Source organism: Gordonia crocea (assembly GCF_009932435.1).
GTDB lineage: Bacteria > Actinomycetota > Actinomycetes > Mycobacteriales > Mycobacteriaceae > Gordonia > Gordonia crocea.
Window position 1 is genome coordinate 2,212,354 of sequence record NZ_BJOU01000001.1, and the last position, 20,583, is coordinate 2,232,936.

Genomic DNA, 20,583 nt, shown 5'->3' on the forward strand with positions numbered 1-20,583 from the left:
CCCCGTGGGCGGTCGGGTGAACCCGACTCTTTCCAGAGACGCCGTCAGCCCAGCGGTCCGGGTGCCTGAGAGATTGACGGAGAGGTGTTGCTCCTTCGGCGGTCACCGGTAACGGTGACGCTCTCCCACCGGGTAGCGGCGCGAGAGTGATTCTACCCGGCGCCTAGCCGGTCTTGCGCGCGCGGCGCCGCGCGGCGAGCTCGTCTTCCGGCGAGGTCGCGGACTCGCCGCCGTCGGCGCGCTCCCCGGGGAAGTCGGCGATGGTGCCGGTGAGTTCGCGCATCGCGCCGGAGACGGCGATGCCGAACACGCCCTGACCGCCCTGGAGGAGGTCGATGACCTCCTCGGCGGAGGTGCACTCGTAGACGGTGGTGCCGTCGGAGAACAGGGTCACGCGGGCCAAGTCCTCGACGCCGCGCTGGCGCAGGTGGTCCACCGCGACGCGGATGTTCTGCAGCGAGATCCCGGTGTCGAGGAGTCGCTTGACGATCTTGAGGACCAGGATGTCCTTGAAGGAGTAGAGCCGTTGGCTGCCCGATCCCGCGGCCCCGCGGATCGAGGGCACGACCAGCGAGGTCCGCGCCCAGTAGTCGAGCTGGCGGTAGGTGATCCCGGCGATCTGGCACGCGCTGGGCACCCGATACCCGACCAGTTCGTCGGGGACGACGTCGCCGGGGAAGAGTCCGGGCGCTACATCGGCCAGGGACCCCTGCGCGCCCGTCCGATCCGAATCGTCCGGGGTCATGTCGTCGCCCACTGCTGTCTCCTCGCCATCGCTGGTCACCAGGATACGCCGGTACTGCTCCGGCCATCGGAGATAACGGTAGGCAACCGGGGCCCCCTCGGGCAACGCGACTCGCGGAGGACTAACCCTAAAGTTGAGGTAGAGATCGAACTGTGACCTTGTGGCTCCGGGCCACTCACTCGCCGCCGAGGTTGAAATCATCCGGGGAGACGTTGTCCAAGAACTCCTTGAAGCGCTCGACCTCGTCTTCCTTGAGCCCGGTCCCCTCCACCTCGTCCTCGTCGGGAATCACCAGGCCGGCCTCGACGAGGAGTTCCTCGCTGGCGTGGATCTCCGCACCGGTGCGCATGGCCACGGCGACCGCGTCGGACGGCCGGGCGGAGACGACGACCGAATCGGAAAACACCATCTCGGCGTAGAACGTGCCCTCGCGCATGTCGACGATGCGGACTTGCTCGAGCTCCTGGCCGAACGTCTCGACGAGGTCGACGATGAGATCGTGGGTCAGCGGCCGAGGGGGTTCAATCCCCTTCTGGTGCAGGGCGATTGAGGCGGCTTCGTTCTGGCCGATCCAGATGGCCAAATAGCGCTCGCCACCGATCTCCCGCAGGAGTAGCACCGGCTGCGCCGCGGGCGATTCGACGCGGATCCCCACGACTTCCATCTGACCCATACCGATAAATCTACACGCCACCCGGACGCTGCGAGCAGCGCCGGAATCGATCCGGGCGCAATCGCCGATCAGTCGAGAATGTCGCGGACCGCGGCCTTCACCAGCTGGGTGTGCAGGGTGACCGACAGTGCGGCGATCTCGCGGACGAGCTCGTCGGCCCGGTCGCGGGCGCCGGTCCCCTTGCCCTTCGCGATCGGACTCGCGATCTGCCCGACGAGGCCCGCCTCGCGGTCGGCGGAAACCTTGAACGCACGGAGATGGCGGGTCTGCAGGCCGTAGTTGGCCAGGGCGGCCGCGGCCTCGACGAGCCGTACCGCATCCTCGTCGAAGAAGCCGCCGGCTCCCGAACTCAGCAATCCGTTGCGCATGAGTTCGGTGACGAAGCCGGAATCGGCGCCGGTGCGCTCCATCAACTCCTCGCGGGAGATCCGGCCGCTGCGCTCGCCGAAGTCCGTCGCCGGGGCCACCGAACCGCGGGCCGACGACAGCATCGCCACCCCGTTGCGCTCCTCGCCATCCATGGCGTCGAGCTGTTCGCGGATGACCTTCAGCGGAAGGTAGCGGTCGCGCTGCGCGGTCAAGACGAACTTCAGCCGCCGATAGTCGGCCTCGCTGAACCGGCGGTAGCCCGACGGCGCGCGCTCCGGGGTGACCAGGCCCTCGGACTCGAGGAATCGGATCTTGGAGATCGTGACGTCGGGAAAATCATCACGCAGCAGGGCGAGAACCGAGCCGATCGACATCGTCGACTCGCTCCGCTGCTGCGGAGCGGGCGATCCGGTCACGAGGCAGCGGAACCGTCTCGGGGACCGGAGAGGAACACGAGTCGGAACTTGCCGATCTGCACCTCGTCGCCATTGCCCAGCGTCGCCACGTCGACCGGCTCGCGGTTGACGTAGGTCCCGTTGAGGCTGCCCACGTCGACGACCTGGAAGTCGCCGTCACCGAGGCGGAACTCCGCATGGCGCCGGCTGACGGTCACGTCGTCGAGGAAGATGTCACTGTCGGGATGCCGACCGGCCGAGGTGGCCGCCTGGTCGAGGAGGAAGCGCGATCCGGCGTTCGGGCCGCGCTTGACCACCAGCAACGCCGTTCCCGGCGCGAGGCGCTCCACACCGAGGTCGGCGGGTTCGCCGCCGGACGCGCTCGAAGCGTCCAGCTCCTTGATGATCTCCTCGCGAAACACCGAGGTCGTCTCGACCGGTGCCTCAAACCCGTTGTCCTTGTCGCTCACCACTTCTCCTGTCGTCTTCTCATCAGCGGCGCGCGCACGCTGAAGTCCGTCGCGCGCCGCGAATTCCATGCTTCGCAGAGTCTTTCGTCACCGACCCGGTGCCCCAAACCACCGTGACAAGCACTGTCGATCATACCGGTGCATCGGTGTTCCCACGCCGTCGTTGGTGACGGTGGGACGGCCCGAACCCAAGTCGTTACCTCTGGGTAGGGTCCGACGGTCCGGCTACCCGGAGATCTGCTCGGTGTAGGCCGCCGCGTCGAGCAACGTGCCCAAGAGGTCGTCGGCCGTCCCCGACCCCACCCGCAGCTCGGCCAACCAGCCGGCCCCGTAGGCGTCGGAGTTCACCAGATCCGGTGAGGCCTCCAGCGCGTCGTTCACCGCGACGACTTCACCGTCGAGGGGACTGTAGATGTCCGACACGCTCTTGGTCGATTCGACCTCGGCGAAGGACTCGCCGGTGGTCACGCTCTCACCCGCGCCGGGCAACTGCACGAACACCACGTCGCCGAGCTGGTCCTGCGCGTAGTCGGTGATCCCGACTCGTACCGTCGTCTCGTCGACCTTCACCACCCACTCGTGCTCCACGGTGTAGCGCAGGTCCTCGGGAACGTTCGATTCAGCCACTTGCCTTCCCTTCGTCGGCGATAACGGTAGCGGGTCTGCTCGCGCCGTGCGCACCGAGGGTCGTCGGTCATCGGCGGGAGCGCGCATGACCAGTACCGTCTGGTACCAGTACAGCAAGAAGGTCCACAGGTACATCGCCACGCCCCAGATCAGCAGCGCCCAGCCGAACGGTAGCGCGATCCGCCCGGCCACGTTGTCGAGCTGGCCGAACAGGATCCACGGGAACGCACTCATCAGTGCAAACGTCGCGGCCTTGCCGACGTAGAGCACCGGGAGCGCCACGATGCCGCGTCGGCGCAACAGGGGGACCTGCAGGGCCAACAACACGTCGCGGGCGACGATGATCCCGATCAGCCACCACGGGATGAAACCGCGGATGCCGAAGGCCAACGGGATCGCGATGATGTAGATCCGGTCGGCGAGCGGGTCGAGCAACGCCCCCAGCGACGACGATTGGTCGAGCCAGCGCGCGATCTTGCCGTCGAGCCAATCGGAGAATCCCGAGGCGATCAGAATGGCAAACGCCCAGCCGTCGGCCTTGGCCACCAACAGCACGTAGAGGAAGACCGGGACCAGGGCCAACCGCAGCACGCTCAGCGCGTTAGGCACCGTGACGACCCGGTCGCCGCGCTCCCCCTCCCCGCTCATCCGTGCCGCCTAGCGGAAGACGCCGATGATGCCCTGCAGCATCTTGGCGCCGCCCGAGGAGAAGAGGTTGTCGTGCACCATGTAGGTCCACGTCGACGTGGAACGGTGCCGGCCGGCGCCGTCGAGGTCGACCCCCTCATTGGTGATCGTGGCGGTCCGGAAGGTCTCCCGCGCCGCCTCGACCGCTTCGGCGGGCAACGTGGTGAACTCGGCGAGAATCAGCTTGTGGAACTCGTCGAGCGGGGATTCCCGCCCGATCGCGCGCAGGTGGATGCTCGAGCGCACGTCGGAGACGAAGGCCAGATGATCGCTCCACGCCCGGTCCAGGTGGTAGAGCATGATCTCGCGCGCGGCCTGTTCGAGGACGCCCTTGTCGACCTTCTCGGTGATCGGCCCGAAGTCGCTGGTGTCGTCCGCATCCTTCTTGTCTGCGGTCTTCTTGTCCGTGGACTTCTTCTCGTCGGCCTTCTTCTCGTCGGACTTCTTGTCGTCGGCGTCCGCCTTCTCGTCGGCCTTCTTGTCGTCGGCGTCCGCCTTCTTGGTATCGGCCTTCTTCTCGTCGACCTTCTTCGGGGCGGGCAGGCGGCCGTCGAGCAGGGCCTGGTACCGGACCGGCTCGAGCTCGGCGAGGCTGGTCAGCGCCTCATCGGTGCGCAGCAGCTCCATGCGGCGCCCGACGATGATGTCCCGCTGCTGGTTCACCAGCTTGTTGTACCGCCAGGTGTTGGCGTGCAGCTCGAGCATCACGCCCTCGGCGACGCGCTGGGCCTGCTCGATGAGCTCGACGCCGCGCGATCCCATCGACCCGTCCGGCTCGTTGGACTCCGGGTCGCGCTTGAACGACAAGTTGCGCGTGACCAGCGGGTCTTCCAGCGACGAGAAGAACACCGACCGGCCCGGATCGCCCTGGCGCCCGGCACGACCGCGAAGCTGGTTGTCGAGCCGCTCGGTGTCGTAGCGCCCGGTGCCGATCACGCAGAGCCCGCCGAGCTCGACGACCTCGTCGTGCTCCTCGGTGGTGGCCTCGGCACCGCCGAGGCGGATGTCGGTACCGCGACCGGCCATCTGGGTCGACACGGTCACCGCGTCGAGCTTGCCGGCGTCGGCGATGATCGCCGCCTCCTCGGCGTCGTTCTTCGCGTTGAGGACCACGCACGAGACCCCGGCCTTCTCCAGGAAGTAGGCCAACTCCTCCGATTCCGCGACGTCGTGGGTGCCGATCAGGATCGGCTGGCCGATCTCGTGGATCTCCTTGACGTAGTCGACGATCGCCTCGACCTTGTTGGCCTTGGTGTCATAGACGCGGTCGGGCTCGTCCTCGCGGATGTTCTCGGTGTTCGGCGGGATCTGCGAGACGTAGAGGTCGTAGAACTGGCGGAGTTGCTCGCCGGCGGCGAGCGCCGTGCCGGTCATGCCGCAGACCTTGGGGTACCGGCCGATGAGGGCCTGCACCGTGATGGTGTCGATGACCTCGCCGGAGTCGGTCTGGTCGAGCCGCTCTTTGAGCTCGACCGCGGCCTGGACCCCGTCGGGCCAGCGCTGCAGCTGGGCGACCCGGCCGCGCGAGGCGTTGATCAGCTTCACCTCGCCGTCGCGCACGATGTAGTGGACATCGCGCTCGAGGAGGTAGTACGCGTACAACGCGATGTTGGTGTGGACCAGCGTCGTGCCGACGTGCGCCTCGCTGTAGAGGTCGACACCGAGCTCCTGCTCGACGAATGCCGCCCCCTCGTCGGTGAGGCTGATGTTGCGGCCCTCGGTGTCGATCTCGTAGTGCTTGGTCTTCATCCGCGACACGACCGCGGCGATGGCGGCGTCGGCGACCTCGCCGGTCGAGGAACCGGCCAGGATCAGCGGCACCAGCGCCTCGTCGACGAGGACGGAGTCGGCCTCGTCGATGATCGCGACGTCGGGGGTGGGGGCGACCAGATCGTCCTCCCGCGTGGCGAGTTGGTCGCGCAGGACGTCGAACCCGATCTCGTTGACCGAACCATAGGTGACGTCGGAGTCATAGGCGGCGATGCGGTCGGCGGCGGTCGAGGACTCCTCGACCGACCCGACGCTGATGCCGAACATGTCGAACAGCGGGCGCATCCATTCCGCGTCGCGGGTGGCCAGGTAGTCGTTGACCGAGATCACGTGCACCTTGTGGCCGATCAGCGCGTAGCCGATGGCGGCAATCGCGCCGGAGAGGGTCTTGCCCTCACCGGTGGCCATCTCCACCACGTCGCCCTCGAGCATGCGCAGCGAACCCTGCAGCTGGACGTCGTAAGGGCGCAGCGAGAGCGAACGGTCGGCCGCCTCGCGGACCAGCGCGAGGAACTTCGCGCGGTCGACCAGGTCGGTGGCGATCTCCAGCTCGCGCGCCGCAGCGCCGAACTCGTCGTCGTCGAGCCCGGCGGCCCAGTCGTCGTGGGTGGCGGCCTTCTTGATCAGCGCCACTGATTTCGACTGGTTGCGACCGCTTTGGGCTCCGAGGAGCCGCCACATCGTGTTGGAAAGCTTGCCCACCGGCTAATCCGTCTCCTGAGTTGGTTTCGTCAGCGTCCCCACGGTAGCGCACCAGCACCAACCGGTGACCGATAGCGGCGCCCGGCGGTACCGTGGCCCCATGGACCACCCCACTGTGCGCCGCATGGCCACCGCCACTTTCGCGACCGCCGCCGGCGCCGCCCTGCTGGCCGTCCCGGCCTCCCCCGCCGGCGCGGTGCCCGGCTTGACCGGGCGCACCTTTGTGTCCACCTCGGTCCTGCCGGCGCCCATCCCGGGCGGCGGTCCGCTGCAGATCTCCTTCGGCGAGAAAGACCGGGTCAGCCTGACCGCCGGGTGCAACCGCATGATGGGCACCGCCAAGGCACGCGGCGGGCGGCTGCACTTCTCGCAACTCGCGTCGACGAGGATGGCGTGCCTGCCGCCGCGCAACCTGGCCGACACGTGGGCCTCGAACTTCATCCGGCAAGCACCGACCTACCGGGTGGCCGGAGTGATCCTCACCCTGTCCACGGCCACGACGACCGTCGTGCTGCGCGAGCAGCCCGGGGCCCGACCCGGGCACCCGCCCCCGCGGCGCTAGCCCGCGGGGGCTTCCCGACGGTCAGGCGACCGGGAACTGGATCCCCTCCGACGGCTGCACGATCACGAAGCCGGGACCGCTGAAGGCGACCTGCACGGCCTCGCCCGAGCCGCGCCCGATCAACGCGCTGGCCTTCATGCTGGACACCAGGCTGGTCTGCAGGTTCGCCGACCAGGCCACGATCGCGTCGGTGTCGGCAAAGGTGGGCGCCTCGGCGGCGTTGAGCACCACCGGCGGTCCGTCGGTGGTCAGGGCCACCCAGCCGGTTCCGCGCAGCAGGGTGTTGAACAGCCCGCCGGTCAGCATGCTGCCGCCTTTGACCCGTTCGATGTTCCACTCCAGGCTCGACGAGAAGGCCAGCACGTTCTTGCCGCTGATCGACAGCGCACTGTTCTCCAGCTTTAGCAGGTGCACATCCTTGGCCAGGTCGGCGAGGAAGACGTCGCCCTGACCCGAGCACCGCATCAGCGGCAGCCCTTCGCCGGTGAGCGCCTTCTTGATGAACCGCGACGCGCCGCCGCCCTCGAAGGCGAAGTCGACGTTGCCCTGGTAGGCGACCATCGCCCCCTGCCGGGCGAAGAACGGCTCGCCGATCCGCACGCGCAGCATGCGCTGATTCTGGTTGGCGACCGCGGCTTCCTCGTTCTCGCTGTACCGGCCGTCGACCAGCTCGCCGCTGATCCCGGCAAACGAGTCCGTCGGGTTCACCGGATGCTGGGCGAACTGCTGGGGTTGCTGGGGATGTTGCGGTTGCTGCTGTTGCTGAGGTTGCTGAGGTTGCTGAGGTTGCTGAGGTTGCTGAGGTTGTAGGGGGGCCTGCGGTTGGGCCGCCGATGGCGCGGCGAGAGGTGCGGTGAACACCTGGCCGCCGGCCCCGACCTGATCGGTCCACTGTTGCCCGTCCCACCATCGGACCTCGTATTGACCACCCGGGTCTGGACGCCATTCTCCGGCCACGCCGATCACTCCTCAACGTCGTGAATTTCCGCGCGGCACCGACCGCCGCGCCCTTGTTTCTGCCTGCCGGCCAACCCTAACGGCACCGGCGGGGCATCCGCAGCCGGACGCATCCGACAAAGCGGTCCCGGTAGCATGCTGCGCTATGACCTCGCCGAGCGTGACCACCCGCATCGCCCGTGCCGTCCGCCCGGAGGAGGTCGTCTACCTCGTCGCACCGTCGGGCTACCCCAATTACGGCGACGAACTCATCGCGCGGATCTGGCTGTCGCACCTTCGTCGGGTCCGCCCGCGGGCCACCGTCGTGCTCGATTGCCACACGCCGGGCCAAGCGGCCCTCTTGCTGCGCGATGCCAATCCCCGTGCCGTGTTCACCGACACGCTGTGGCGCCTCGCCGAGCACGGCCGTGCCGTGGCGGCGGACGAGCAGACCGACGAGAAGGTCGATCCGCAACGCCCGTGGGAGTGGGTGGCCCGCGCGGCCGCCGAGTTGGGCGTCGCACCCCGCCTGGGCGAGGGCGTCGACCTGTTGCGCCGGGCGTCCTCGATCCATCTGGTCGGCGGCGGCTACCTCAACCGCCAGTGGAGTCATCACACCGGAATCGTCACCGCGATGGCGGCCGTCGGCACCGCCACCGGGGCCGGGGTGTACGCCACCGGACACGGTCTGTTGCCGCTGCTGCCGCAGGACGAATGGGCCGCGGTGGTCGAGGCACTGCGCGGTTTCGACGTGTTCGACGTCCGCGACGCGGCGTCACTGGCCGCTCTCGACGGGGTCGCGTTGGCGGGCGGCGGGAGCCCCTGCCAGACCGGTGACGACGTCTGGTTGGACCTGCCGTCGCGGGGGTGGGGCGACCGGCTCGTCGAGCAGGTCCGCAAGCGCCGCGGCGGGGCCGTGCTGCCCGACGACGGGGTGGTCGTGTGTATCCAATCCGACCTGGTCGACGACTTCGCCTTCGCCGGGTCGACCGGGATCGATGCCCTCGCCGAGTTCACCGCCGCCACCCTGGACCACTGGCGGGTGCCGGCGGAGCGGGTCACCGTCCTCGAAGCGATCCCCGGACACGACTACGCCGTCGTCAAACGGCTCGGTGACCGCCTCGCCGGCGCGCGCGTCGTGCCGTTCCTGTCGGTGTGGCGCGACGGCCTGCCGATCGGCCAGGGACAGACCTGGTTGACCACGCGTTTCCACCCGCATCTGATCGCCGCCGCCGCGGGGGACAGCGGTGCCGCGATCGTCGCGAAGCCGGACTACTACGGGGCCAAACACCAGTCGCTGGTCGACGCGGGTTCGCGGTGGACCGTCGTCACCGACGCGACGGTGCCGGAGCGCCCGACGGGAGGCGGCTTCTCCCCTGATGCCCGCGACCGCAACAGCGCCGCCAAGGTCGGCCTGGCCGAGCGGCTGTACCCGCCGCGCCGGTTGGCCCGTCGCTGACCCGCCCTCAGGACGCCCGCGCGGAAAACCGCCCGCTGTCGTAGGCGACGGTGATCGGGTGGTGAAAGGCCTCGCTGACGGCGGCGGTAGTCAGCGTTTCCCGCACCGGGCCGGCCGCGGTGACCCGGCCGTCGGAGATCAACACCGCATGGGTGGTGGTCGTCGGCAGCTCTTCGAGGTGGTGGGTGACGAGCACCGACGTCATGTCAGGGTCGGCGAGCGCGAGCCGGTCCATCGTCGTCAGGTATTGCTCTCGCGCCGCGACGTCGAGTCCGGTTGTCGGCTCGTCGAGCAGGAGCAGGCGCGGCTGCGCGATCAGCGCGCGGGCGATCAGCGCCCGTCCCCGTTCGCCTTGCGACATCGTCGGCCAGGTCGAATCCCGATGGGCCGCCAACCCCGCGTCGTCGAGGAGTGCGTCGGCGCGCGCCACCTGGGCGGGTGTGGGATCCCAGCGAATCGGCAGATCGATCGTGCCGGTGAGCCCGGTCAGGACGACTTGGCGCGCGGTCAGCGGTGACGACAGTCGGTAGCGCGGATCGACGTGGCCGATGAGGCGGCGGATCTCCGCCACGTCGACGCGGCCGAGCTGGTGCCCGAGCACCGTGACGGTGCCCGACGTCGGGTGTGCCCGCGCGGCGCAGAAGCTCACCACGGTGCTCTTGCCCGCCCCGTTGGGGCCGAGCATCGCCCAGTGCTCGCCGCGACCGATGGTCAGGTCGACGCCGTGCAGGATCTCCACGCCGTCGCGGCGGAACGTGACCTCCCGCAAGTCGAGAACCGCAGTCGTCTCACCACCCTGATTCATCCCACCAATCTAGGACGCCGCGGCGAAGCCGCCCAAACAGGTATCCGCGGGCGACGACGTGACATCGGCCACTCCCTCGCGTACCGTGAACTAGAACACGTTCTAGAACGTGTTCCAGTTCTTGGAACGAATCCCCTTGACCCCAATCCCCAAGACTTGAGGAGTGATCCATGCGTGCAGCGGTGACCGGAGCGGCCGGGTACGTCGGGACCAACCTGATCGAGGCGCTCGTCGCCGACGGTCATGAGGTCCTGGCCATCGACCGCGAGATCCCCGCCGACGCCGGCGCGACGCAGGATTCCTGCGAGTGGCGCGAGATCGACATCTTCGACGTCGAGGCGATGACCGCCGCGCTCCGCGGTGTCGACCGCGTCTACCACCTGGTCGCGATGATCACCCTGAAGCAAGAGGACCCGATTGCCTGGCGGGTCAACACCGAGGGCGTCGCGGTCGTAGCGCGGGCCGCGCTGGCCGCCGGCGTGGGCCGCTTCGTGCACTGTAGTTCGATCCACTCCTTCGACCAGTACAGCTGCGGCGGCACCATCGACGAGAAGTCAGTCCGGTCGGCCGACGCCCACATACCGGTCTACGACCGCTCCAAGTGGGCCGGCGAGCAGGAACTGCGAACGGTGATCGCCGAGGGCCTCGACGCCGTCATCGCCAACCCCACCGGGGTTTACGGACCCGTCGACGGGGCGCACGGACGCCCGCTGTCGCGGATCAACGGCATCCTGCGCGACGGGGCACGCGGTTTCGTCCCCGTCTTCATCGAGGGCGGATTCGACCTCGTCGATGTGCGCGACGTCGCTCGCGGGCTCATCTTGGCGGGCGAGCACGGTCGAACCGGGGAGAACTACATCATCGGCGGCGAGCACGTGCGGCTGATGGATGCGCTGTGCGAGGCCGCCGGTGCGACCGGCCGCCTGCGCCCGGCCTTCGCCATCCCCACCGGGATCCTCAACGCGGTCATTGCGATCGCCGAACCGATCGGACACCTCTTCGGCTCCGACCTCGTGTCGCGCGCCTCGCTCGGCGCCATCCAGTCAGCGCCGAAGATCGACATTGACAAGGCGCGCACCGAACTCGGCTACTCCCCCAGGAACAGCGCCGAAACCGTTGCCGACCTGGTCGGATTCCTCGCCGAGTCCGGACGGCTGGGTTCGGCGCGCCCCAAGGCCAGTCGTCGTGCGCAGGTGCCGGCCGCGGTCTGACCGCTAGGGGCAGCGGACCTTCAGTTCGAAGTGCTTCTTCGACGGCTGGGTCAGGTTGGAGATGTTGACCCCGGTGGCCTCGCCGGCGATAGTGTAGGTCTTCAGCGATTTGGTCACCGTCGCACTGCCACCACCGGGAATCCCGCTGACGAAGCCCAGGGTGACGCCATCGACGGCACCCAGGCCCACCGACAGGACCTGCGGGTTGTCCCCGTCGGTGATCACCGCGGCGATGCCGGAGTTGTTCTGCTTCGAGCCGACCGAGATGTTGATCCGTCCGTTGCTCGTCACGCAACCGACGCTCTTGTCCGGCAGATTCAGCGCCACGCCGTCGACCTTGACCGATGCCTCTCCGCCCTGCCCGATCGGGTTGTCGACGGAATTGCAGCCGGTCAGAGCAGCTGCGAGGACGCCCGCACCGAGAATCGATGCCATGTGAAGTCGTTGCATGTGCACCAGACTAGACGGGGGCTGTCGGTCGCCTTTCCGCTCCCCAACCCTTCGCCGACTGGGCCCTCATTGTCGCCGACTGGGCCCTGATCTTCGCCGACTGGGCCCTCGTCTACGCCGCCGGGGAGAGTCAAACGCCAGGTGATCACGCTCCGCCGCAACAAGGGCGGCACCCTCCCAGTAAGTCAACTGGGCAGACGCGTGCCCACCCATTGTCTGGCAGCGGGAACTCTCCGCGTCGACCTTGGGTCCAGTCGACGAGAATGAGGGCCCAGTCGACGAGAATGAGGGCCCAGCCGACAAGATCGAGGGCCCAGTCGACAAGATCGAGGGCCCAGTCGGCGGGAATGAGGGCCCAGTCGACGGGAATGAGGGCCCAGTCGACGGGAATGAGGGCCCAGTCGACGGGAATGAGGGCCCAGTCGACGAGAATGAGGGCCCAGTCGACGGTGCGAAACGACTGGCTAGACGGTGAAGCCCAGTGCCCGCAACTGCTCGCGACCGTCGTCGGTGATCTTCTCCGGACCCCACGGCGGGAGCCACACCCAGTTGATCTCCAACTCGGTACACAACCCGCTCGAGATGAGCGCGGCCCGCGACTGGTCCTCGATGACGTCCTGCAGCGGGCAGGCCGCCGAGGTCAGCGTCATGTCGAGCTTGGCGACCGCCTCGTCGGTGACCTCCATGCCGTAGACCAGACCGAGGTCGACGACGTTGATCCCCAGCTCGGGGTCGACGACGTCGCGCATGGCCTCCTCGACGTCCTCGAGTTTCGGCAGCGAGGTGGTTGGTTCTGCTTGCGGCTCGGTGTCGGTCATGCCGGCTCCTCTTCCTTGGTCTTGGTCTCTGGGGCGTCGTCGACGGCCCGGCTCAACGCATCCTTGAACGCCATCCACCCCAGCAGCGCACACTTCACCCGGGCCGGATACTTGCTCACCCCGGCGAAGGCGATCCCGTCCCCGATCACCTCGTCGTCGCCGGAATCCTGCCCCCGGGAGGTCATCATCGTGGTGAACGACTCGACGACGCCCAGCGCCTCGTCGACCGGCAGCCCGACCAGCTGGTCGTACAGCACCGATGTCGAGGCCTGGGAAATCGAGCAGCCCTGACCGCCGTAGGAGACGTCGGCCACCGACGCTCCGTCATCGGACAGCGCGACGCGCAGGGTGACCTCGTCGCCGCACGTCGGGTTCACATGGTGGACCTCGGCACCGAACGGCTCGCGCAGCCCCCGGCCGTGCGGGTGCTTGTAGTGGTCCAGGATGACGTCCTGGTACATCTGTTCCATCCGCATCCTCAGCGCCCCCCGAAGAAGGACTGGGCGCGGACGATCGCGGCGGCCAGCCGGTCGACCTCGTCGACGGTGTTGTAGGCGGCGAAGGTGGCCCGGGCCGAAGCGGCGATGCCGAACCGCCGGTGCATCGGCCACGCGCAGTGGTGTCCGACGCGGATCGCGACCCCCTCGTCGTCGAGGATCTGGCCGAGGTCGTGGGCGTGGACCCCGTCGACGACGAAGCTCACCGCGCCGCCGCGATTCACCGTGTCGGTGGGCCCGATGATCCGCAATCCGTCGATCTGCCCCAACGCGGCCAGTGCCGCCGCGGTCAACGCGTGCTCGTGCTGCGCCACCGCCTCCATGCCCAGCGAGTCCAGGTAGTCGACGGCCGCACCGAGCCCGACGGCCTGCGAGGTCATCGGCACGCCGGCCTCGAACCGCTGGGGCGGCGCCGCATACGTCGACGACTCCATCGTGACGGTCTCGATCATCGATCCGCCGGTGAGGAACGGTGGCAGTTGCTCGAGCAGCCGGGAACGGCCGTAGAGCACGCCGACGCCGGACGGCCCGAACATCTTGTGGCCGGAGAAGGCGGCGAAGTCGACGTCGAGCGCGGCGAAGTCGACCGCCATGTGCGGAACCGACTGGCAGGCATCGAGGACGACGAGGGCGCCGACCTCTCGGGCCCGCCGGACAATTTCGGCGACGTCGGCGACTGCACCGGTGACGTTGCTCTGGTGGGTGAAGGCGACAACGCGCACCGACCCGTCGAGAGTCAGCGAATCCAGATCAATCCGGCCGTCGTCGGTGACGCCGTACCACCGCAGCGTGGCACCGGTGCGCCGGCAAACCTCTTGCCACGGCACCAGGTTCGCGTGGTGTTCGAGCTCGGTGACGACGATCGTGTCGCCCGGACCGAGGGGCTTGCCGCCAAAAACGCCACCGGCCCGGTCGTCGGACAGCGCACAGGCGACGAGGTTCAGCGATTCGGTCGCATTCTTGGTGAACACGATCTCATCGGCGCCCACGCCGACGAACCGCGCGATGACCTCCCGCGCATGCTCGTAGGCGTCGGTCGCCTCCTCGGCGAGCTGGTGAGCACCGCGGTGGACCGCCGCGTTGTGGCTGACGAGGAAGTCGCGCTCGGCGTCGAGAACCTGCAACGGTCGCTGCGACGTCGCTCCGGAATCCAAGTACGCCAGCGGTTTACCGTCCCGGACCCGTCGGGCCAGGATCGGGAAATCGGCGCGTACCGCGACGACGTCGAGCGGCGTCGTGGTCTCCTCCCGGGCGATGCTCACGTTGCTCTCCCCTCGTCGTCGGCCGGTGTGGTCAGGCGCTCGCGCCGCTGGTGAACCGCACGTAGCCGTTGTTCTCCAACTCGTCGGCGAGCTCGGGGCCGGCCGACTCGACAATCCGCCCGTCGACGAAGACGTGCACGTAGTCGGGCTTGATGTAGCGCAGGATCCGCGTGTAGTGCGTGATCAGCAGGACGCCGCCGTCCTCCTGCTCCTTGTAGCGGTTCACGCCTTCGGAGACGATGCGCAGGGCGTCGACGTCGAGACCCGAGTCGGTCTCGTCGAGGATGGCGATCTTCGGCTTGAGCAGGTCGAGCTGCAGGATCTCGTGGCGCTTCTTCTCGCCGCCGGAGAACCCCTCGTTGACGCTGCGCTCGGCGAACGCCGGGTCGATCTCCAGGGCGGCCATCGCCTCCTTGGTCTCCTTGACCCAGTGGCGCAGCTTCGGCGCCTCGCCGCGCACGGCGGTGGCGGCGGTGCGCAGGAAGTTCGACATCGAGACACCGGGGACCTCGACCGGGTACTGCATGGCCAGGAACAGTCCGGCGCGGGCCCGCTCGTCCACCGACATCTCCAGCACGTCCTCACCGTCGAGGGTGATGGATCCGCTGGTGACCTCGTACTTGGGATGGCCGGCGATCGCGTAGGAGAGCGTGGACTTGCCCGAGCCGTTGGGGCCCATGATCGCGTGCGTCTCACCCGACTTCACGGTCAGGTTGACGCCCTTGAGGATCTCGATCGGCTCGGCGTCGGGGTCGGTGGTGGCGACTTTCACGTGCAGGTCGCGGATTTCCAGTGTGGTCACTTCTCAGGTCCTTGGTAATGGTGGTTGGTGGGCTGGGTGGCGGGGTCAGACGCCGCCGACGGCCAGTTCGGCCTCGACGGCCTCGGTCAGCCGGTCGCGCAGGGCGGGCACCGGGATCTTGGCGATGACCTCGCCGAAGAATCCGCGCACGACGAGGCGGCGGGCGGCGTCCTCGGGGATCCCGCGGGCCATCAGGTAGAACAGCTGCTCGTCGTCGAATCGGCCGGTGGCGCTCGCGTGGCCCGCGCCGACGATCTCGCCGGTCTCGATCTCCAGGTTCGGCACGGAGTCGGCCCGCGCACCGTCGGTGAGGACCAGGTTGCGGTTCAGCTCGTAGGTGTCGGTCCCCTCGGCCGCCGGGCGGATCAGGACGTCGCCGATCCACACGGTGTGCGCCTCTTTGCGCTTGTCGCCCGACGGGTCGCCCCGCAGCGCACCCTTGTAGGTGACGAAAGAGCGGCAGTGGGGCTGCGAGTGGTCGACGAGCAGTCGCTGTTCGAGGTGCTGGCCGGCGTCGGCGAAGTACAGGCCCCACATCTCGGCGTCGCCACCGGGAGCGGCATAGCGCACGATGGGTGAGAGCCGCACCAGGTTGCCGCCGAGGGAGATCGCGAAGTGGCGCAGCGTGGCGTCGCGCTGCAGCAGCGCGTGGTGTGTCGCGACGTGCACCGTGTCATCGGCCCACTCGTGCAGGTTGACGACGGTCAGGTGGGCGCCGTCCCCGACGATGAACTCGATGTTCTCCGCGTAGGTGCCGCTGCCGCGCTGGTCGAGCACGATGACGGCCTTGGCGAACCGCTCGACCCGGACCTGGAGATGGCCGTAAGCCGTCTCCCCCTCGCCCGGACCGGTGATGACGACATTGACCGGCTCGTCGAGGACGGCCTCGGCCGCGACGGTGAGGATGGTGGCCTCGGGGAACGACGAGAACGCTTGTGCCGCAACGCGGTCGAAGGGAACGCCGCCCTGGCCCAGGCGCTCGTCGCCGCGGGCGACGGTTTCCACGGTCAGCCCGTCGGGCAGGCTCGCGTCGGCGGTCCCGACCTCGACGGCCGCGGTTCCGGTGGCCGGCGCCGTGCCGTTGTGCAGGCCGCGGAGGCGGCGGAACGGGGTGAACCGCCATGCCTCCTCGTGCTGCCCGGGGACCTCGAAGGCCTCGACGTCGAACGACGTGAAGAGTTCGCCCTTGTTGGCGACGACCGTCGCCGCGGGGTTGCTCTGCGTGGTGCTGTCCGACATCAGCCGACGGCTCCTTCCATTTGCAGCTCGATGAGCCGGTTGAGTTCGAGCGCGTACTCCATCGGCAGTTCCTTGGCGATGGGCTCGACGAAGCCGCGCACCACCATGGCCATCGCCTCGTCCTCGGTGAGACCGCGGCTCATCAGGTAGAACAGCTGGTCGTCGGAGACCTTGGAGACGGTCGCCTCGTGGCCCATGGTGACGTCGTCCTCGCGGATGTCGACGTAGGGGTAGGTGTCGCTGCGGCTGATCTGGTCGACCAGCAGCGCGTCACACTTCACCGTCGACCGGCTGCCGTGCGCACCCGGGTTGATCTTGATCAAGCCGCGGTACGACGACCGGCCGCCGCCGCGCGCCACCGACTTGGAGACGATGTTGCTCGAGGTGTTCGGCGCCAGGTGGACCATCTTCGAGCCGGTGTCCTGGTGCTGGCCCGCCCCGGCAAAGGCCACCGAGAGGACCTCGCCCTTGGCGTACTCGCCGGTCAGCCACACCGCCGGGTACTTCATGGTCACCTTGGACCCGATGTTCCCGTCGACCCACTCCATGGTCGCGCCGGCCTCGGCCTTGGCGCGCTTGGTGACCAGGTTGTAGACGTTGTTCGACCAGTTCTGGATGGTGGTGTAGCGGCACCGACCACCCTTCTTGACGATGATCTCGACGACGGCCGAGTGCAGCGAGTCCGACTTGTAGATCGGCGCGGTGCACCCCTCGACGTAGTGGACGTAGGCGTCCTCGTCGACGATGATCAGCGTCCGCTCGAACTGGCCCATGTTCTCGGTGTTGATCCGGAAGTAGGCCTGCAGCGGGATGTCCACGTGCACGCCCGGCGGCACGTAGATGAACGACCCACCCGACCAGACGGCCGTGTTGAGCGCGGAGAACTTGTTGTCGCCGGCCGGGATCACCGAGCCGAAGTACTCCTGGAACAGTTCCGGGTGCTCGCGCAGGCCGGAGTCGGTGTCGAGGAAGATGACGCCCTTCTCCTCCAGGTCCTCGCGGATCTGGTGGTAGACGACCTCGGACTCGTACTGCGCGGCGACGCCGGCGACGAGGCGCTGCTTCTCGGCTTCCGGGATGCCCAGCCGGTCGTAGGTGTTGCGGATGTCCTCGGGCAGGTCCTCCCAGGATTCGGCCTGCTTCTCGGTGGAACGCACGAAGTACTTGATGTTGTCGAAGTCGATCTCGTCGAGTTCGGCGCCCCAGGTCGGCATCGGCTTGCGGTCGAAGATGCGCAGCGCCTTGAGCCGGGCCTCGAGCATCCACTCCGGCTCGTTCTTCTTCGCCGAGATGTCGGCGACGACGGCCTCGGACAGACCGCGCTTGGCCGACGCACCGGCCTCATCGGAATCCGCCCACCCGTAGCCGTAGTGGCCCAGGGAGGCGATCGTCTCGTCCTGGGTCATCGGTGTCGCGGGCGTCGGGGTCTGTGTCTGCTCGGTGAGCGTCATCAGGAGCCTTCCTTTTCGATCGGCGCGGGCTGTGCGCCGGTTACCGGGGCTGTCAACGGGATATGGGTCGTACAGGCACAGTCGCCGTTGGCGATGGTCGCCAGGCGCTGGACGTGGGTGCCGAGGAGTTCGGTGAAGCGCTGCGTCTCGGCTTCGCACAGCTCGGGGAACTCGGCCGCGACGTGCGCGACCGGGCAGTGGTGCTGGCAGATCTGCACACCGGACCCGACCGCACGCGTGTTGGCGGCGTACCCGGCGCCGGTCAGGGCCGAGGCGATCTGCTCGATCGTGTCCGGAACGGCATCGGCGTCGGCGGCCGGAACGACCTCGGCGGTCACCCGCTCGATGCGCTCGTGGGCGAACGCGGCGATCGCGTCGTCACCGCCGGCGCTGCGTAGCGCACGCAGCGCCGCACTGGCCAGGTCGTCGTAGGCGTGGCGCAACTTGCCGCGGCCGGCCGCGGTCAGCTGGAACCATTTGGCGGGTCGGCCCCGGCCGCGCTGGCCGCCGCCGAATCCCTGGCCGGTCTGAGCGGTCTCGACGTCGCCGGTCGCCAGCAGGGCATCGAGGTGGCGGCGCACGCCGGCCGGGCTGATTCCGAGCCGGTCGGCGATATCGCCGGCCGTCAGGGGGCCGTCGGCCCCAAGGAGCTCGACGACGGCCTGGCGCGTCTGGCCGTCGGTCGATCCGCCCGGCCGGACCAGCTCACCGACGCCCACCGCGCCGTCGGCGCGCCGGGTTCGTCGGGAAGTGGTCATGCTTTTCACAACACAAGTGTGACGTAATTGATTCCGGCCCCACAAGCAAGGGTGGCCTTACCCTCGGACCCCGTCCGAGACCGCGTCGGCGCCGACTACAGTTCTGTCTCGTGGCCTCCTCCCTGCTCGACTACCTCGGGTTGTCCCCGCGCCGCAAGCGGGCCGGCGAGCCGGCGCCGCCGAACCGCGACGACGAATCGGAGTTCGGCGCCTCCGTCGCGGGGTTGCACACCGACGAGCCCGAGGTCGGCCCCCTCGACGCCGACGAGAACAAACGCCTGACGAGGATCAAAATCTTCGGCGCCACCGGCTCGATTCTGCTGCTCATCGGTTCGCTGGGGACCGGCGCGATCCCGGTCAGCCAGAATCCGGTGGCCGGGATGCGCCTGCTGTCGCTGCCGTCGCGGATGTTCGGCACCGCGCTGTCGCTGTCGATCGGCGGCACCCTGATGCTCGTGGTCGCCTGGCTGCTGATCGGTCGTTTCGCCGTGGGCCGGCTCAGCGTCGAGGTCTTCCACGGCACCACCCCTGCCCGCCGGATGACCCGACGCCAGGCCGACCACACGCTGCTGCTGTGGATCGCCCCGATCATCGTCGCGCCGCCGCTGCTGTCGAAGGACATCTACTCCTACCTGGCGCAGAGCGCGATCGCCTACATCGGCAACGACCCGTACACGGTCAGCCCGCTGAACGGCCTGCCGCCCGATCACCCGCTCTACGAACTGGCCGGCTCGGTGCCCAACATCTGGAAGGACACCCCGGCGCCCTACGGGCCGCTGTTCTTGTGGCTGGGCCAGCACATCACCGCGTTGACCGGCGACAACATCACCGTGGGGATCTTCCTCCACCGCATGCTGGCGTTGTCGGGTGTGGCGATGATCGTCTGGGCCCTGCCGCGGCTCGCACGCCGGTGCGGCGTCTCCCCGATCGCCGCGCTGTGGCTCGGCGCGATGAACCCGCTGGTGATCCTGCACCTCGTCGGCGGCATCCACAACGAGTCGCTGATGCTGGGCATGATGCTCGTCGGCCTCGAATTGGGGCTGGCCGCCGTCGACTCCGGGCGGGCCCTGCACAGTTCACGGTGGCGGTGGTTGCCGTCGGCCGCCGGTTGGCTGCTGATCGCGGGCGCCGGCGTCATCGCCATGTCGTCGATGATCAAGGCGACCTCGATCATCGCAATGGGCTTCCTCGGCGTCGCACTCGCACGGCGGTGGGGCGCGACCCTGCCCACCCTGCGGGGGCTGCCCATACGGGAGTGGTGGACGACCTACCGGCACACGGTGGTCGCGCTGGCGCGCTCGGCATTGCTCATGGGCGCCATCGCGGTCGTGGTGATCGTCGGGATCTGCGTCGGCACCGGACTGGGGTTCGGCTGGACGCGGACCTTGTCGACCGGCGACATCGTCCGCTCGTGGATGTCGATGCCGACCCTGCTGTCGGTCGGCGCCGGCCGCACCGGCATCGGGCTGGGGCTGGGCGATCACACCCAGGCGATTCTCGACATCGTCCGCCCGCTGGGCCAACTGATCGCCGGGGCGTTCATCATCCGCTGGCTGCTGGCCGCCCTCGGCGGGCGCATCCACCCGATCGGCGCGCTCGGCATCTCGATGGCCACCATCGTCGCCTTCTCCCCCTTCGCCCAGGCCTGGTACCTGCTGTGGGCGGTCATCCCGCTGGCGGCCTGGGCCTCCGACCGCTGGTTCCGCATCGGCGCGATCGCCTCGTCGGCGCTCATCGCCACCGTCGTCATGCCGACGAGTTCCAACACCACCGGCATCGTGTTGGCGCAGGGACTGCTGGCGGCGATCATGATGGTCGCCGTGCTCACCGCCCTGTTCTTCGAGGAGAAACCCAAGTGGCTGCCCTCGATCGGGCGGTCCGGCGGCGGCGAATAG

Annotated in this window: 20 protein-coding genes, 1 pseudogene and 1 riboswitch; of the genes and pseudogenes, 4 read left to right on the top strand and 17 right to left on the bottom strand. The window is 68.6% G+C overall.

Going from position 1 to position 20,583, the window contains the following annotated elements; all coding sequences use genetic code 11:
* Positions 1-43 precede the first annotated feature (43 nt).
* Positions 44-138: riboswitch (glycine riboswitch) on the bottom strand.
* A gap of 25 nt (positions 139-163) precedes the next feature.
* From nbrcactino_RS10455 to secA2, 7 genes and pseudogenes are all read right to left on the bottom strand, one after another.
* Complete coding sequence (locus nbrcactino_RS10455) at positions 164-745, bottom strand: MerR family transcriptional regulator (RefSeq protein ID WP_228460832.1); 582 nt, start codon at positions 743-745, stop codon at positions 164-166.
* Between the two features lie 175 nt (positions 746-920).
* Positions 921-1,418 (bottom strand): bifunctional nuclease family protein, encoded by a 498-nt coding sequence (locus nbrcactino_RS10460; RefSeq protein WP_161927295.1) that lies wholly within the window; start codon positions 1,416-1,418, stop codon positions 921-923.
* Between the two features lie 68 nt (positions 1,419-1,486).
* Complete coding sequence (gene ftsR, locus nbrcactino_RS10465) at positions 1,487-2,203, bottom strand: transcriptional regulator FtsR (RefSeq protein ID WP_443093403.1); 717 nt, start codon at positions 2,201-2,203, stop codon at positions 1,487-1,489.
* Positions 2,200-2,655 carry a glycogen accumulation regulator GarA gene (garA, locus tag nbrcactino_RS10470; protein ID WP_161927709.1) on the bottom strand — a complete coding sequence of 152 codons (456 nt, stop codon included), beginning with the start codon at positions 2,653-2,655 and terminating at the stop codon, positions 2,200-2,202. Before garA ends, ftsR begins: the two co-directional genes overlap by 4 nt.
* A gap of 222 nt (positions 2,656-2,877) precedes the next feature.
* Positions 2,878-3,366, bottom strand: a complete 489-nt coding sequence (gcvH, locus tag nbrcactino_RS10475; RefSeq protein WP_228460833.1) for a glycine cleavage system protein GcvH — start codon at positions 3,364-3,366, stop codon at positions 2,878-2,880.
* Positions 3,361-3,927, bottom strand: a pseudogene (locus nbrcactino_RS10480) (CDP-alcohol phosphatidyltransferase family protein); the annotation flags it as partial. The gene gcvH and the pseudogene nbrcactino_RS10480, both read right to left, overlap by 6 nt.
* A 9-nt stretch (positions 3,928-3,936) precedes the next feature.
* The gene (gene secA2 / locus nbrcactino_RS10485; protein WP_161927296.1) at positions 3,937-6,438 is read right to left on the bottom strand and encodes an accessory Sec system translocase SecA2; all 2,502 of its coding nucleotides are present in this window, start codon (positions 6,436-6,438) and stop codon (positions 3,937-3,939) included.
* Between the two features lie 100 nt (positions 6,439-6,538).
* On the opposite strand from secA2, the gene nbrcactino_RS10490 reads away from it, so the two are divergent.
* Positions 6,539-7,000, top strand: a complete 462-nt coding sequence (locus nbrcactino_RS10490) for an META domain-containing protein (RefSeq protein WP_161927297.1) — start codon at positions 6,539-6,541, stop codon at positions 6,998-7,000.
* A gap of 21 nt (positions 7,001-7,021) precedes the next feature.
* Here nbrcactino_RS10490 and nbrcactino_RS10495 read toward each other — a convergent pair whose 3' ends face one another.
* On the bottom strand, positions 7,022-7,957 hold the full coding sequence (locus tag nbrcactino_RS10495) for an AIM24 family protein (protein WP_161927298.1): 936 nt from the start codon (positions 7,955-7,957) through the stop codon (positions 7,022-7,024).
* A 145-nt stretch (positions 7,958-8,102) separates the two neighbouring features.
* On the opposite strand from nbrcactino_RS10495, the gene nbrcactino_RS10500 reads away from it, so the two are divergent.
* Complete coding sequence (locus nbrcactino_RS10500; protein WP_186343339.1) at positions 8,103-9,395, top strand: polysaccharide pyruvyl transferase family protein; 1,293 nt, start codon at positions 8,103-8,105, stop codon at positions 9,393-9,395.
* A 7-nt stretch (positions 9,396-9,402) separates the two neighbouring features.
* Here nbrcactino_RS10500 and nbrcactino_RS10505 read toward each other — a convergent pair whose 3' ends face one another.
* On the bottom strand, positions 9,403-10,200 hold the full coding sequence (locus nbrcactino_RS10505) for an ABC transporter ATP-binding protein (RefSeq protein ID WP_161927299.1): 798 nt from the start codon (positions 10,198-10,200) through the stop codon (positions 9,403-9,405).
* Positions 10,201-10,370: 170 nt separating this feature from the next.
* Here nbrcactino_RS10505 and nbrcactino_RS10510 point away from each other — a divergent pair, with 170 nt between their 5' ends.
* The gene (locus nbrcactino_RS10510; RefSeq protein ID WP_161927300.1) at positions 10,371-11,411 is read left to right on the top strand and encodes an NAD-dependent epimerase/dehydratase family protein; all 1,041 of its coding nucleotides are present in this window, start codon (positions 10,371-10,373) and stop codon (positions 11,409-11,411) included.
* A gap of 3 nt (positions 11,412-11,414) precedes the next feature.
* On the opposite strand, the gene nbrcactino_RS10515 is transcribed toward nbrcactino_RS10510, so the two are convergent.
* The 8 genes from nbrcactino_RS10515 to nbrcactino_RS10550 all read right to left on the bottom strand — a co-directional run bounded on the left by nbrcactino_RS10515 (position 11,415) and on the right by nbrcactino_RS10550 (position 18,688).
* Positions 11,415-11,861, bottom strand: coding sequence for a lipoprotein LpqH (locus nbrcactino_RS10515; RefSeq protein ID WP_161927301.1), 447 nt, complete (start codon positions 11,859-11,861; stop codon positions 11,415-11,417).
* A 464-nt stretch (positions 11,862-12,325) separates the two neighbouring features.
* Positions 12,326-12,679 (bottom strand): metal-sulfur cluster assembly factor, encoded by a 354-nt coding sequence (locus nbrcactino_RS10520; protein WP_161927302.1) that lies wholly within the window; start codon positions 12,677-12,679, stop codon positions 12,326-12,328.
* Positions 12,676-13,155 (bottom strand): Fe-S cluster assembly sulfur transfer protein SufU, encoded by a 480-nt coding sequence (gene sufU, locus nbrcactino_RS10525; RefSeq protein ID WP_161927303.1) that lies wholly within the window; start codon positions 13,153-13,155, stop codon positions 12,676-12,678. The genes nbrcactino_RS10520 and sufU overlap by 4 nt, the downstream gene beginning before the upstream one ends.
* Positions 13,156-13,157: 2 nt before the next feature.
* Entirely contained in the window at positions 13,158-14,438 is a 1,281-nt protein-coding gene (locus nbrcactino_RS10530; RefSeq protein ID WP_161927304.1) for a SufS family cysteine desulfurase, read from the bottom strand.
* A 31-nt stretch (positions 14,439-14,469) separates the two neighbouring features.
* Positions 14,470-15,240 (bottom strand): Fe-S cluster assembly ATPase SufC, encoded by a 771-nt coding sequence (sufC, locus tag nbrcactino_RS10535; RefSeq protein ID WP_161927305.1) that lies wholly within the window; start codon positions 15,238-15,240, stop codon positions 14,470-14,472.
* A gap of 45 nt (positions 15,241-15,285) precedes the next feature.
* Entirely contained in the window at positions 15,286-16,479 is a 1,194-nt protein-coding gene (gene sufD / locus nbrcactino_RS10540) for a Fe-S cluster assembly protein SufD (RefSeq protein ID WP_161927306.1), read from the bottom strand.
* Entirely contained in the window at positions 16,479-17,930 is a 1,452-nt protein-coding gene (sufB, locus tag nbrcactino_RS10545; RefSeq protein WP_161927307.1) for a Fe-S cluster assembly protein SufB, read from the bottom strand. Before sufB ends, sufD begins: the two co-directional genes overlap by 1 nt.
* Complete coding sequence (locus tag nbrcactino_RS10550; protein ID WP_161927308.1) at positions 17,930-18,688, bottom strand: helix-turn-helix transcriptional regulator; 759 nt, start codon at positions 18,686-18,688, stop codon at positions 17,930-17,932. The genes sufB and nbrcactino_RS10550 overlap by 1 nt, the downstream gene beginning before the upstream one ends.
* 110 nt (positions 18,689-18,798) lie before the next feature.
* On the opposite strand from nbrcactino_RS10550, the gene mptB reads away from it, so the two are divergent.
* Positions 18,799-20,583, top strand: a complete 1,785-nt coding sequence (gene mptB, locus nbrcactino_RS10555) for a polyprenol phosphomannose-dependent alpha 1,6 mannosyltransferase MptB (RefSeq protein ID WP_161927309.1) — start codon at positions 18,799-18,801, stop codon at positions 20,581-20,583.